11 protein-coding genes are annotated in these 14,218 nt (G+C 62.5%); 7 read left to right on the forward strand and 4 right to left on the reverse strand.

What is annotated here, in order from left to right; translation table 11 throughout:
* Nucleotides 1–10: 10 nt before the first annotated feature.
* Both OKB87_RS17950 and rtxH read right to left on the reverse strand, forming a co-directional pair.
* Entirely contained in the window at nucleotides 11–406 is a 396-nt protein-coding gene (locus OKB87_RS17950) for a protein-lysine palmitoyltransferase (RefSeq protein WP_270828187.1), read from the reverse strand.
* A gap of 86 nt (nucleotides 407–492) precedes the next feature.
* Nucleotides 493–891: a protein RtxH gene (rtxH, locus tag OKB87_RS17955; protein WP_076361215.1), complete on the reverse strand. Its 399-nt coding sequence runs from the start codon at nucleotides 889–891 to the stop codon at nucleotides 493–495.
* Between the two features lie 332 nt (nucleotides 892–1,223).
* Here rtxH and OKB87_RS17960 point away from each other — a divergent pair, with 332 nt between their 5' ends.
* The 5 genes from OKB87_RS17960 (at nucleotide 1,224) to OKB87_RS17980 (ending at nucleotide 9,014) form a co-directional block, all read left to right on the forward strand.
* Nucleotides 1,224–3,287 (forward strand): peptidase domain-containing ABC transporter, encoded by a 2,064-nt coding sequence (locus OKB87_RS17960; RefSeq protein WP_270828190.1) that lies wholly within the window; start codon nucleotides 1,224–1,226, stop codon nucleotides 3,285–3,287.
* Nucleotides 3,284–4,648, forward strand: a complete 1,365-nt coding sequence (locus tag OKB87_RS17965) for an HlyD family type I secretion periplasmic adaptor subunit (protein ID WP_270828192.1) — start codon at nucleotides 3,284–3,286, stop codon at nucleotides 4,646–4,648. Before OKB87_RS17960 ends, OKB87_RS17965 begins: the two co-directional genes overlap by 4 nt.
* Before the next feature lie 2 nt (nucleotides 4,649–4,650).
* Nucleotides 4,651–6,819, forward strand: a complete 2,169-nt coding sequence (locus OKB87_RS17970; RefSeq protein WP_270828194.1) for a type I secretion system permease/ATPase — start codon at nucleotides 4,651–4,653, stop codon at nucleotides 6,817–6,819.
* Nucleotides 6,820–6,957: 138 nt separating this feature from the next.
* Nucleotides 6,958–7,632 carry a response regulator gene (locus tag OKB87_RS17975; protein WP_016350040.1) on the forward strand — a complete coding sequence of 225 codons (675 nt, stop codon included), beginning with the start codon at nucleotides 6,958–6,960 and terminating at the stop codon, nucleotides 7,630–7,632.
* Nucleotides 7,632–9,014: an ATP-binding protein gene (locus OKB87_RS17980; protein ID WP_016350039.1), complete on the forward strand. Its 1,383-nt coding sequence runs from the start codon at nucleotides 7,632–7,634 to the stop codon at nucleotides 9,012–9,014. Before OKB87_RS17975 ends, OKB87_RS17980 begins: the two co-directional genes overlap by 1 nt.
* 302 nt (nucleotides 9,015–9,316) lie before the next feature.
* On the opposite strand, the gene glk is transcribed toward OKB87_RS17980, so the two are convergent.
* Nucleotides 9,317–10,285 (reverse strand): glucokinase, encoded by a 969-nt coding sequence (gene glk / locus OKB87_RS17985; RefSeq protein ID WP_270828195.1) that lies wholly within the window; start codon nucleotides 10,283–10,285, stop codon nucleotides 9,317–9,319.
* Between the two features lie 349 nt (nucleotides 10,286–10,634).
* Here glk and OKB87_RS17990 point away from each other — a divergent pair, with 349 nt between their 5' ends.
* Nucleotides 10,635–11,489: a MurR/RpiR family transcriptional regulator gene (locus OKB87_RS17990; protein ID WP_005298732.1), complete on the forward strand. Its 855-nt coding sequence runs from the start codon at nucleotides 10,635–10,637 to the stop codon at nucleotides 11,487–11,489.
* Between the two features lie 163 nt (nucleotides 11,490–11,652).
* A complete protein-coding gene (pyk, locus tag OKB87_RS17995; protein ID WP_060388857.1) occupies nucleotides 11,653–13,092 on the forward strand; it encodes a pyruvate kinase in 1,440 nt (479 codons plus the stop codon).
* 66 nt (nucleotides 13,093–13,158) lie between these two features.
* Here the strand turns inward: pyk and OKB87_RS18000 are convergent, their stop codons facing one another.
* Nucleotides 13,159–14,205, reverse strand: a complete 1,047-nt coding sequence (locus OKB87_RS18000) for an efflux RND transporter periplasmic adaptor subunit (RefSeq protein WP_017408448.1) — start codon at nucleotides 14,203–14,205, stop codon at nucleotides 13,159–13,161.
* Nucleotides 14,206–14,218 lie beyond the last annotated feature (13 nt).

Consider the following 14,218-nt stretch of genomic DNA (forward strand, 5'->3'; position numbering starts at 1 on the left):
CTCATTATGATTAAATGGAAAACCACTGCACCCTGCGCACACAATGGCCAAGCTCGGCATGAACATGACCGCGCACTGTGCAGACCCGCTGCCCTTTCCATGGCAAGAATATCCGGCGACGCAGATCGCTCACCACGGCGCGGGCGTGTCCGTATGGCGCTATCATCTCCGGAATAAAAATGTGGTCGCCGGATTGCCAATCCTCACGGATCAGCTCCCGCTCGGCGGCCAGCAAGGTGTCACGAATGGATAAAGAGACAAACGCCCAGTTGCAAAATGCAACCGGGCGTCCGCGTGAGTCTTCGTAATAGCAGAACTGGTTCAATTCAAATGCTGGCAATATACGTTGCTGCCACTCGGCGACGGAATAACGCCGGTGCAGGGAGGAGTGCTGACTGAGCAGCATGACACCTCCCAACATATGTTGTTTTTGTTGCCAGTTAGGTTCCGTTGGTTGCAATACCAAGTGCATTGACTCCCCACACCGGAAACTTATTTCTTCTTGCGCGGCGCAGCCTGTGCAGTGGCGGCAGGAGCGGTTTCCTGTGCGTCGGCAGGGGCGGCCGGGATCAGGCCAGCGGCAATCAGCTTGTCGAATTCGGCCGCCATGCGCGGATCTTCAAGCATGTTTTTTATCATTGAAACCATATACATAAAGCCAGCTGCCGGCATGTGCACCGTCTGTTTCAGCGCCAACTCATTGTCGCTTTCAGCCATGACGCCCTGCGCCATCTTGAGCGGATCCTGGCCGACGAAATAGAGGGAGAAAATCCCCTTGTTGTAGTTGACGCTGGATACTGTCTGTACAAACTGCTCTGTCATATAAATTCCATTATCAATAAATATAAGGTAAAACAAAAAACAAAAATCCCACCAAAGATAAATCAACATGGTGCTAACATTTCATTTTTCGCTATATTTACCATATTTGAAAATATTATTTGATTCAATTAAACAATGATTCAAAAATAGAGTAATTACGTCAAAATAAATATCAACAAACTCATTAAGGTTAATAATGAGGCCACACTTGAGATTACCTTTAGATATATTGACTCAGTGAATTTATTATTGATTTTGTCAGCTAATATAATATTTGACAGATAATTATCGGCTCGTTAGTATGCGCGCCCTGCCTGTAACAGGTCACCTTGCCCCATATAAACAGGAGGGGTTTAAACGCGGCAACGGGGTATATTATGACTGCGCATGACGAGTCTGTTTTGGCATGCTTGAAGATTATTACCGGATTATTGGGCTGTCCCCCTAAAGATATAGATATCACGCCAGACGAACCCTTTGATATTATTGTTGATAGGCTGCAGCAGCAGACCGACAGCCGGATCCGCCAACGTCACATTGCTCCCCGCAAACTCGCCAAACAGACGCTCCCCCTGGTCCTGCTCAGTGACAACGGCAACCCCTGCGTCCTGGCCCAGCGGCAGGGGGAGCAGGCCCTGATCCTGGACCCCGCCGTCGGCAACCCGCAGGTCATCGACCAGCAGGCGCTGCTGACTCGCTGGAACGGACGAGTCTATCAAGTACGCAGACAGCAGAGCCGCTTTGACATCCGCTGGTTCATCCCGGCCTTCCTGCAGCAAAAACGGCTGCTGGGGGAGATATTGCTCTTTTCGCTGGTCTTGCAGCTCCTGGCTCTCATCTCCCCGCTCTTTTTTCAGGTCGTCATGGACAAGGTGCTGGTGCATCAGGCCTGGTCGACGCTGGATGTGCTGGTGTTCGGGCTGCTGATCACCGCCCTGGTGGAGGTCTGTCTGCGCGGATTGCGGGAGTACCAGTACGCCCACACCGCCAACCGGATCGACATCCAGCTCGGCCTGCGCATGGTGCAGCACCTGTTTGCCCTGCCCCTGCTCTATTTCAAGAGCCGCCAGGTGGGGGCCATCGTGACCCGGGTGCAGGAGCTCAATACCATCCGCGAGTTCCTGACTGGCACCATGTTCACCCTGACGGTGGACGTGCTGTTCATGTTCGTCTTCCTGGCGGTCATGGCCAGCCTCTCCGGCATGCTGACCCTGGTGATCCTGCTCTCCATCCCCGCCTATGTACTGATCGCCTGGTGGATCACGCCGCGCATGCAGCAGGCGGTCGAACAGCAGTTTGGCCACGCCGCCGCCAACACCGCCTTCTTGAACGAGACGGTCGCCGGCGCCGAGACCCTCAAGAGCCTGGCGCTGGAACAGCGCTTCGTGCGGCGCTGGGATGAGCAGACCAGCCAGATGGTGACCGCCGGTTACCGGGTTCAACAGCTCAACAACGCCTCCCAGCACGGCGTTATGTGGCTGCAAAAACTGGTGAGCGCCGGCGTGCTCTGGCTCGGCGCGAGCGAGGTGATCAGCCTGCAACTCACCATCGGCCAGCTCATCGCCTTCAATATGATGGCCGGCCACGTGGCCCAGCCCCTGTCACGGCTGGTCGAGCTGTGGGGCCAGTTCATCCAGACCCGGATCGCGGTGGACAAATTGGGTGACATGCTCAACCTGCCCCCCGAGCACCAGCGTGACGGCGCGGGTCAGGTGAGTGCCGGCGCCATTTTGCTGGAGCGGGTGCGGTTTCGCTATCAGCCGGACGCCCCCCTCATCATCGATGATCTCTCCCTGACCATAGCGGCCGGCGAAACGCTCGGGGTGGTCGGCGGCTCAGGCTCGGGCAAGAGCACCCTGGCCAGGCTGCTGCTGCGCCTCTACCAACCCGAACAGGGCGAGATCTTCATCGACGGCCAGCCCATCCGCCAGCTCCCCCTCCACCACCTGCGCCAGCAGATGGGGGTGGTGCTGCAGGAGAACCACCTGTTCAACAAATCGGTACGGGACAACATCGCCCAGTCGATGCCCCATGCCAGCCTGGACCAGATCATCCAGGCCGCCACCCTGGCCGGGGCCCACGACTTCATTCTGCGGCTGCCTCTTGGCTATGACACAGTGCTGGCGGAGGGGGGCAGCTCGCTCTCCGGCGGCCAGCGCCAGCGCATCGCCATCGCCCGCACCCTGCTGGCCGACCCCAGGATCCTCATCTTCGACGAGGCCACCAGCGCCCTCGACGATGAGTCCCAGGCGCTGATCCAGCGCAACATGCGCCAGATCGCCTGTGGCCGAACCGTCATCACCATCGCCCACCGTCTCTCCACCGTGCGCCAGTGCGACCGCATCATCGTCCTGCAGCGCGGCAAGATCGTCGAACAGGGCGATCACGCCAGCCTGCTGGCGCGAGGAGAACACTACGCCCGGCTGTGGCGACTGCAGCAGGACTTGCACGAGGAGACCCCATGAATCTGCGTACCTGGCTGGCCCGCTTTCGCCAACCCCGTCCACCCCGGCAGGCGGATACCCACTACGGCTTTCTGCCGGCCCACCTGGCGCTGGCCGAGACGCCTCCCTCCCCCTTTGCCCGCATCACGGCGCTGACCCTCAGCGCCGGCGTGCTGCTGACCCTGCTGTGGGCCTGCTGGGGCGAGCTCGACATCCAGGCCACCGCCAGCGGCCGCCTGCTGGTGCTTGGCCGCAGCCAGATGATCCAGTCCTACGAGCAGGCCAGGGTGGTGAGCATCCACGTGGAAGATGGTCAGGCGGTTGCCGCCGATGCGCCGCTGCTGACCCTCAATACGCTGGGGGTCAGCCAGGATCTGAGCCGCTTGCGCCAGCAGCAGGCGTTCCAGTACCAGACGTTGATCCGCTACCAGTCGCTCTATCGTGACCAGGCCCCCGACCAGCATCCGGACTATGTCAGGCTCACGCCGGAGCAGCAGCAGGCGCTGGTGGAAAACTACCAGAGCGAACTGCACGAATTTCACAGCACCCTCGGCAACCTGCAGGCCGAGCTCGGGGTCAACCAGGCCAACCAGGCCGCCAGACGGGGCGACATGGCATCTCTCACCACCCTGCTGGCCAACATCCGCCCTCGCCTGCAGGCCCGTCAGACCCTGAGCCAATCCCAGGCCATCTCCCGGGTGGAGTATCTGGAGCAGGAAAAAGAGCTGCTGGAAACCCAGCGCCAGCTCGCCCAGCAGCGGGCCGAGCTCGAGGTGCTGCAATCCCAGCAGCAGAGCCTGCAGGAGCGGCTGGCCGGCTTCAAGGCACAGAAGCAGCGAGAGTGGATCGAGAAACGCCAGCAGGCCAGGCTGCAGCTGACCACCATCGAGCAGGAGCTCGCCAAGCTGCGCGAGCGAGAGCACCTGGAGGTGATCCGCGCCCCCGTGGCCGGCACGGTGCAGCAGCTGGCCATTCACACTCAGGGCGCCGTGGTGCAGCCGGCCCAGCAGTTGCTGGTGATCGTGCCCAACGAAGGGGTGCAGCTCGCCGAGGTGAAGATCCTCAACAAGGACATCGGCTTCGTGCACGAGGGGCAGGCGGTGAGCATCAAGGTGGATGCCTTCCCCTACACCCGCTACGGCACCATAGATGGCAAGCTGGTGAGTGTGTCGCGCGACGCCACCGCCGATGAGCAGCTGGGGCTGGTCTTTGCCGCCAGGGTCAAGCTGAGCCAGGGCGAGATGCTGATCGACCAGCAGCCCGTCAAGCTCACCCCCGGTATGTCGGTGGTGGTGGAGATCAAGACCGACCGCCGCCGGGTCATCGACTATCTGCTGAGCCCCATTCGCGAGTATCAGGCCGAGGCGCTGCGGGAGCGATGACGATGCAGCAGACCCACGCCGCCGACAGCGCCCCTGTCGCCCCTGTCGCCAATGGCGCCCTCGCCGCCCTCACCCACGCAGCGCACCAGCTGATGCTGACGGCCGATGCCGAACAGCTTGCCCACGCCCTTGGTTGCGATCTGGCACCGCCCGATCTGACGGTGCGGGAAGCCGCCGCCCACCTCGGTCTGCGCAGCGCCCTGTCGCAGGGACCGGGCTGCCCGCTCGCGGCGCTGCCGCTGCCGGCCTTGCTCAAGCGGGATGGCCGCTGGTACACCATCACCGCCATCACGCCAGAGGGCTGGCAGCTGTTTGATCCCGCCAGCGGCAGCAGCGGGCTGCAGCCGCTTCCGAGCCAGGCCGAGGCGGCGCAGTGGCACTTTCTGTTGCTGGCCCAGCAGGATCTCACCCCGGCCGAGGTCAAATTCGGGCTGAGCTGGTTCAGCCCGGCGGTGCTGCGCCAGCAGAAACAGCTGCGGGACGTCTTCTGTTTCGCCATCCTGCTGCAGCTCATCGCCCTCGCCAGCCCGCTGCTGTTCGAGAACATCATCGACAAGGTGTTGGTGGGGCGCAGCCTAGGCAGCCTGCACGTGCTGGCCCTGGCCATGGTGGCACTGGCCTGCGCCGAGCCGCTCTACGGCTTTCTGCGCGGCCAGGTGTTCGGTCACCTGGCCAACCAGGTCAATGCCGAGCTCTCCGGCAAGCTCTATCGCCATCTGGTCGGCCTGCCCATCGGCTATTTCAAGGCCCGCCAGACCGGCCAGATCATCGCCCGGGTCAAGGAGATGGCCCAGATCCGCCAGTTCCTCACCGGCTCGACCCTGATGCTGGTGCTGGATCTACTGTTCATCCTGCTGTTCGTCGGGGTCATGTTTCACTACGCCCCGCGCCTGACCGCCTGCGTGCTCGGCTCGCTGCTGATCTACTTCCTGCTCTGGCTGCTGATAGGGCCGCTGGTGCGCAGAAAGGTCGAGGCGGAGTATCAGGCGGATGCCGATGCCACCAGCTTTCTGACCGAGGCGGTCACCGGTATCGAAACCATCAAGACCACGGCTACTGAACGCCGCTTCTACCAGGAGTGGCAGCGTCTGCTGGCACGCCAGCTCAGACGGGGCTTTCAGGCCAAGAAGGTGGGGTTGGCGGCCGGCCAGGGCATCGATCTGGTGCAAAAGCTCACCGCTGCCCTGCTGCTCTGGCTCGGGGTCGGCGAGGTACTGAACGGCCGCATGAGCCCGGGGGAGCTGGTCGCCTTCAACATGCTGGCCGGCCACGTCACTCAGCCGGTGCTGCGCCTGGCCCAGGTGTGGCAGGATTTTCAGCACACCCTGATTGCCCTGCGCAGGGTCGGCGACATCCTCGACGAGGCGCCTGAGCATGGCAACAACGGGCTCGCCTCCGTGCCCGCCCTCCAGGGTGCCATCGAGTTTCGCCACATCCGCTTTCGTTACCAGCCGGATGCCCCCGAGGTGCTGGCCAACCTCTCCCTCACCATTGAGCCGGGGCAGTTCATCGGCATCACGGGTCCGTCCGGCTGCGGCAAGAGCACCCTGACCCGTTTGCTGCAGCGGCTCTATGTGCCCCAGCACGGTCAGGTACTGGTGGACAACATGGATCTCGCCATCGCCGACCCCGTCTCCCTGCGCCGCAACATGAGCGTGGTGCTGCAGGAGAGCGTGCTGTTCTCCGGCACCATCGCCGACAACATCCGCATCTGCCGCCCCGATGCCAGCCAGGCCGAGCTGGAGCAGGCGGCGCAGCTGGCCGGTGCCCTCGCCTTCATTCGCGAGCTGCCCCAGGGCTTCGAGCAACAGGTGGGAGAGAAGGGAGCCCGCTTGTCGGGCGGGCAGCGCCAGCGCATTGCCCTGGCCCGCGCCCTGCTGGTCAACCCCAGGATCCTGCTGCTCGACGAGGCCACCTCGGCCCTCGACTATGAGTCGGAAGCGGCCATCATGGCCAACATGGCGGCCATCCGCCGCGGCCGCACCCTCATCAGCATCGCCCATCGCCTCAATACCCTGCGCGAGGCGGACCGCATCCTGGTGATGGAGGCAGGGCAGATAGTGGAGTCGGGCAGCCATGATGAACTGCTGGCCCGCGAGGGGCTCTATGCCAGGCTGTGGCGTCAGCAGACCGGTGCTGAGGCGAGTCAGACCCTGGCGCACACAGGCTAGGGGGCGGCTAATGATGGGGTGGTGAGTAATGGCGGGCTGATTCAGTCCCGATACAGCCAGGGCTGTTAGGATCCGGATTGACTCTCCCCGTCATAAGCCCTCTAATTGACAGCCTGGATCCCCATGATCGCGCACCTTATGAAAATATTGTTGGTCGAAGACGACAAGCTGCTCAATCACCACCTCAGCACCCTGCTGACCGAAGCCCAGAATCAGGTACACAGCACCGACAGTGCCCAGGTGGCACTGCATTACGCCGCCGACTATCCCATCGACGTGGCCATCATCGATCTGGGCCTGCCGGACATGGACGGCCTGCAACTCATCCGCCAGCTGCGCGAGCAGCAGATCCCCTTCCCCATCATCGTATTGACCGCCCGCGGCAACTGGCAGGACAAAGTAGAGGGGCTGGAAGCCGGGGCGGACGACTACCTGGTCAAGCCGTTCCAGAAGGACGAGCTGCTGGCCCGCCTCAACGCCCTGGTGCGCCGCAGCGCCGGCTTTATCTCCCCCAGGGTCAAGGCCGGCGACTACGAGCTGGACCTCTCCCGCAAGGAGCTGACCATCGCCGGCACCCCGGTGGTGCTCACCAGCTTTGAATACCTGATCCTCGAATACCTGATGCGCAACGCCCGCCAGGTGGTCTCCAAGCAACAGCTGCTGGACCAGCTCTATGGCGACGGTGAAGGAGACCCCAACACCATCGAGGTGATGGTGAGCCGGCTGCGCAAGAAGCTGGATCCGGAGGGGACCATCCAGCCCATCTCCACCATCCGCCGCCAGGGTTACATCTTCAACCTGTCGTGCAACTGATGGACGTTCGTCTGCTGCGCCCCATGCGCTTCATCCGCCGCTCGCTGCACATCAAGCTGATGCTGAGCGCCATGCTGGTCATCGCGCTCATCATGGCCTTCTCGGTCTACATCCTCTATCTGGGTCACACCGAAGAGCAGGCCCAGAAGGCCAGTACCCGCATGCAGGAGAACCTCTCCAAGCTGTTCTCCTCCAAGCTGCCGGATGCCCATGCCACCACGGATCTGGGCCGGATCACCCCGGATGCCGTCGACCCCAATCTGGATACCCTGATCTGCCGGGCCGACGGCCAGCTGAGCTGGTCCAGCATGCACATGCCGGAGGTGATCCAGGCCAGGGACACCATCTGCCAGGATCTGATGAAATATCTGGGCGGGCTGGATCAGGACTACTTCTTCAAACGTCACACCATCAAGAACGGCGAGAGCTACTTCATCTACAGCCTGCGCTTTTTGCGCAATCACGGCGACGGCCCCACCACCTATTACGTGGTGATGGTCGACTCGGCCAAGCGCTACCTGGCCCAGACCCGTGATTACCTCTACCAGTGCATCCGCCAGGCCCTGCTCGCCTACTCCCTGCTCGGCGCCTTGCTGCTGCTCACCAGCTTCTGGAGCCTGGGATCCTTGCGCACCATGGCGCGCCAGATGGACGAGATCCGGGCCGGCAAGCGAGAGGCACTCTCCAACGACTATGAGCGGGAACTGACGCCGCTGACCGAGTCGGTCAACCAGCTGCTGGAGAACGAACGCCAGCAGACCCAGCGCTACCAGCACGCCCTCAACGATCTGGCCCACAGCCTGAAAACCCGGCTGGCGCTGATCCAGATGACGGCGCAGGAGGTCAAGCTGGGGCGCGACATCCACGACAATATCAATGAGCAGATCCTGACCATGGATCAGATCATCCAGTACCAGCTGCGCCGTGCCGTCACCGGCCGCAAGCGCCTCGCCAGCAAGGGCACCGAGCCGGTGCCCCTCATCGAGAAGCTGCTGGCCAGCCTCGCCAAGGTCTATCGCCACAAGAAGCTGCAGACCCGCTTCAAGTTCGATGACGACGTCTTCTTCGCCGGCGAGCAGGGGGACTTGATGGAGCTGATGGGCAACCTGCTCGACAACGCCTTCAAGTTCGCCATCAGCGAGATCAAGGTGACGGTGAGCCGCCGGCTCGACCGGCTGCGGATCGAGATCGAGGACGACGGCCCCGGCATCGACCCCGGCAAGTCGCAGCAGATCTTCCAGCGCGGAGTGCGCGCCGACAGCTCCCCCGGCCAGGGCATCGGGCTGGCGGTGGTCACCGAAATCGTGCACAGCTACGGCGGCCAGATCATGGTGGATGAGTCCCCGCTCGGGGGCGCCCGCTTCACCCTCGACCTGCCCTGAGCCCATCCCTGCCAATGCACTGCGCCTGCCACCCGGCAGGCGCAGTGCATTGCGGCGCAGGCCCATCCTTTCGCAAAGGACGGCATCCCCATCCAGTCTGCAAACTGCAGGCATAAAAAAACCGGCCGCGAGGGCCGGTGAAACAGTTCAGGCTTGTCAGGTGACAAACGCACCCAGCGGATGAAGACAAGTCCCAACTCCTTATGGAGCCCTGCCTTCTTGAGTACGTGTTGACACTCTACGCCATGGTCACTGAATCAAGGCTGAACCATGGCCGATCCATCCCCCGGCAAGCCGCCTGCTTATAGCTTGATGCCGAGCGACTGGCGCAGATAGGCGCCGGCACCGAGCAGACCCGGCCCCTCGTGGGTGATGAGGAAAACGGGGATATCCTTGAGGTAGGATTTGAAACGCCCCTTGTCTTCGAAGGCCACCCGAAAGCCCGAGCCGATGAAGAACTCCTGAAAGCGCGGCACGATGCCGCCGGCGATGTAGACGCCGCCGAAGGTGCCCATGTTGAGCGCCAGGTTGCCGGCAAAGCGGCCCATCAGCACGCAGAACAGGCTCAAGGTACGGCGGCAATCCAGGCTCTCGCCCGCCAGCGCACGCTCGGTGATGTCCTTGGGTTCGAACGCCTGCGGCTCGCGGCCGTCGGATTTCACCAGCCCACGGTAGATGTTGACGAGGCCGGGACCGGAGAGCAGCCGCTCGGCCGAGACGTGGCCCAGCTCGGCGCGCATCACCTGCAGCACCGCATCCTCTTCTTCGCTGTTGGCGGCAAAGTCCACGTGGCCACCCTCGCCTGGCAGACTCAGCCACTGCTCGCCGGTGTGCACCAGGTGGGCGACGCCAAGGCCGGTGCCGGCCCCGTAGATGGCAATGGGCTTGCCGGCCACCGGCGCCGCGCCCCCCAGCTGGATGCAGTCAGCCGCGTCCAGCACCGGCACCGCCATGGAGACAGCGGTAAAATCGTTGATCACCTGCAACCGGCTCAGGCCCAGATTGGCCTGCATCTCGCTGATGGAAAACTCCCAGCTGTGGTTGGTCATGGCGACCCAGTCGCCATTGATGGGGCAGGCGATGGCGATGCAGGCTTCGCCCACCTGCACCTTGTGCTCATCCAGATAGAGGCGAACCACGGCTTCCAGACTGGGATGGGCCAGCCCGGAATAGGTCTTGGCCTGGGAAATGGTGCCGGTTGCCAGCTCGCACAGGGCCAACCGGGCATTGGTGCCGCCTACGTCGCCGACCAGCGCATGGGTATGCTGCATAAAACAACTCCTTCGTTACTGGGGTCGGGGCGGCCGTTACCGTCCCGCACTTATTATTTGGTGCCAATTCTACCCGAGCCCCTCCCCTTGCGGCGCGTTTGATGGGTGCAACTGTGCGCCCGCTCACAGTGTTGTTGCTTTGCAACATTTGTAAGCGCTTTCACGGAATGACTGGAAGTTTGTAACCAAAACAACGAAATAATTAGACATGAGTCATACTTTGCAGGGCCGAGATTAGTTTCGATAAGAGCTTGTCTTGTATAGTCATCAAGTTGATTGGAAACCTGCTTAGCCATGAATTTAGTGCAAAGACACTGAAGCTAAATTACAAAAACGCCTGGTGGTGATGATGAATACCCTTGATAAAATTACTAATAATTTGGAAAGTTTCAGTAAATCAGAGCGTAAAGTCGCCGAGGTCATCCTGGCCTCCCCGCAGACGGCCATCCACTCCAGTATCGCCACCCTCGCCAAGATGGCTGACGTCAGCGAGCCGACCGTCAACCGTTTCTGCCGCCGTCTCGATACCAAAGGCTTTCCCGATTTCAAACTGCATCTGGCCCAGAGCCTGGCCAACGGCACGCCCTATGTGAACCGCCACGTGGAGGCGGAAGACGGGCCCGATACCTATACCGCCAAGATCTTCGAATCCACCATGGCCTGCCTCGATGCCGCCAAGAACAGCCTGGACATCTCCGCCATCAATCGCTGCGTCGATATCCTGACCCAGTCCAAGAAGATCAGCTTCTTTGGCCTTGGGGCCTCCTCCGCCGTCGCCCGCGATGCCCAGAACAAGTTCTTCCGCTTCAACATCCCGGTGGTGAGCTTCGATGACATCGTCATGATGCGCATGAGCTGCATCAACAGCAGCGAAGGGGACGTGGTGGTGCTCATCTCCCACACCGGTCGCACCAAGGCGCTGGTGGAGATTGCCGCATTGGCCCGCGAGAACGACGCCACCGTCATCGGCATGACCGCCAAGGACTCCCCGCTGGCGCGCGAGTGCAACCTGGTGCTCTCCATGGACGTGCCGGAAGACACCGACGTCTACATGCCGATGGCGTCGCGCATCGCCCAGCTCGCCCTGGTGGACGTGCTGGCGACCGGTTTCACCCTGCGCCGCGGCATGAAATTTCGCGAAAACCTGAAGAAAGTCAAAGAAGGTTTGCGCGAATCCCGCTTTGATACACCCCACTCTTCGTAAGCAGCGGGGGCCTCGGCCCCCGGCTGTCTCTGCCACCTTCCTTGGTGTAGTATTGTAATTTAGTAACAAAAGCCACCCAGATGGCTTGCAAGCGGGTGCAATGGGTCATGCGCTTGACGGGGCAGTATCTCAAGTCATATCAACTTCAAAACTGGAGTCTTTCATGCCAAGACGTACAAAGATTGTAACCACACTCGGTCCGGCCACCGATCGCGAAGGGATCCTCGAGGGGATCATCCGTGCCGGTGCCGACATGGTGCGGATGAACTTCTCCCACGGCACTGCTGAAGACCACATCCTGCGCGCCAACCAGGTGCGTGACATCGCCGCCAAGCTGGGTCGTCACGTCGCCATCATGGGTGACCTGCAGGGCCCCAAGATCCGCGTTTCCACCTTCAAGGACGGCAAGATCTATCTGGCCGTCGGCGACAAGTTCATCCTCGATGCCGCCCTCGGCAAGGGTGAAGGCTGCCAGGAGCAGGTCGGCATCGACTACAAGAGCCTGCCGAGCGACGTGATCGCCGGCGACATCCTGCTGCTGGACGACGGTCGCGTGCAGCTGAAGGTGGAGCAGGTCGAAGGCACTCGCATCCACACCACGGTCACCGTGGCCGGTCCGCTCTCCAACAACAAGGGCATCAACAAGAAGGGTGGCGGCCTCTCCGCCCCGGCCCTGACCGAAAAGGACAAGGAAGACATCAAGACCGCCGCCCGCATGAACGTGGACTACCTGGCCGTCTCCTTCCCCCGTTGCGGCGATGACCTGCGCTACGCCCGCGAGCTGGCCCGCGAAGCTGGCTCCAACGCCAAGATCGTGGCCAAGGTCGAGCGCGCCGAAACCGTCGCCACCGACGAGGCGATGGAAGACATCATCCTCGGCTCCGATGCCGTCATGGTGGCCCGTGGTGACTTGGGCGTCGAAATCGGCGATCCCGAGCTGGTCGGCGTGCAGAAGAAGCTCATTCGTCACTCCCGTCGTCTGAACCGCGTCGTCATCACCGCCACCCAGATGATGGAGTCGATGATCAACGCGCCGCTGCCGACCCGCGCCGAAGTGATGGACGTGGCCAACGCCGTGCTGGACGGCACCGATGCGGTGATGCTCTCCGCTGAGACCGCCGCCGGTCAGTTCCCCATCGAAACTGTCACCTCCATGGCCAGCGTCTGCGTCGGTGCCGAGAAGCATCCGAGCCTGAACGTCTCCAACCACCGCATGAGCTACACCTTCACTTCGGTGGAAGAGGCCGTCGCCATGTCCACCATGTATGCGGCCAACCACCTGGAAGGGGTCAAGGCGATCGTGGCGCTGACCGAATCGGGCACCACCCCGCTGCTGATGTCCCGCATCAGTTCCGGCCTGCCGATCTTCGCCATGTCACCGCACAACAAGACCCTGGCCTGGACCAACCTCTACCGCGGCGTCACCCCTGTGCTGTTCGACGGCGACGAGACCAAGCCGGTCTACGAGGTATGCCGCGACGCGCTGGACGTGCTCAAGGCCAAGGGGCTGCTGCAAAGCGGCGACATGGTGTTGCTGACCCACGGCGACAAGATGGAAACCGTCGGCAGTACCAACACCTGCAAGGTGATGATGGTCGAGTAATCGCCCTTCACCGGCACCAAAAACGGCTCCCGCGGGAGCCGTTTTTTTTATGGCGAAACCGCCGCCTCAGCCGCGAAACAATTCGACCTTGTCGCCATCCTGCAGGCTGCCGGCGCCACGCACCACCACTCTGTCCCCCTGCTTGAGCGCTCCGCTCACCGCCACCTGCCGGCTGTCGCCAAACAGCACGGTCACCGGCACCCGGTTTACCGTCAGCTCCTCGCCGCGCTGCTCCACCTGATAGACCACGCTCCCCTCGGTGTTGAGCACCAGGGCATCGCGCGGCAGCAGCATGGTCTGCTGCTCCGCCAGCGGCAGCGCCACCCGCACCGGCGAACCGATGATGAAGCGGCCCGCTTCGGGCTTGAGGCGCAGCTCGATGAGGCGTGACTTGGGATCGGCGCTCGCCGCCCGCTGGTAATAGACACCGTGGCCGCTGAGCTGCTCCCCTTCCACCCGCAGCCGGGTCTGGGGCGCCAACTGGCCGGCCCAGACGATGGGGGCCTGCAGCCGGATGTCGGGCTGATCGGGGTTGACCAGCTCCAGCGCCTGCTCACCGGCATCCACGTGCTCCCCCGGCTGGATGAAGTGGTTGTTCACCACCCCGTCGAACGGCGCGAAGATGTGGCTTCTGCGCAGCTGCTCCTCAATCTGGCGCACCTGTACCCGCGCCAGCCGCTCGGCCAGTTCAGCCTGCTCCACGTCGTAGCGCGCCTTGTCATACTGGCTCTGGGAGGTGCTCTTCTGGCGATGCAGCGTCGCCAGCCGGCCAAACTCGGCGCGGGCGAAGCGCACATTGCTCTCCCACTTGGCCTGCTCGGCCTGGGCCTGCTCCAGCGAGAGCCGCAGCGCCGCACTGTCGAGGCGCAGCAGCTCATCCCCCTTGCTGACCCGGCTGCCGAACTCGGCGATCCACTCCACCCGGCCGCTCACCTCGGCGCTGAGCGCCGCCTGCTGGCGGCTCGCCACCGTGCCGCTGACCCAGATGCTGGCCGCCGCCTCCCCCCGGGTCACGTCCGCCAGGGTCACCATCTTGCCCTGAGCCAGCGCGGGGAACACGCCCCCCGCCAGCAGCGCCGCGCCCACTACCATCCTTGTAAAACCGTGTGTCATCGATGAGCTCCTT

It is taken from the genome of Aeromonas sp. Y318-1 (assembly GCF_027706125.1).
In the GTDB taxonomy this organism is placed as follows: Bacteria; Pseudomonadota; Gammaproteobacteria; order Enterobacterales; family Aeromonadaceae; genus Aeromonas; species Aeromonas hydrophila.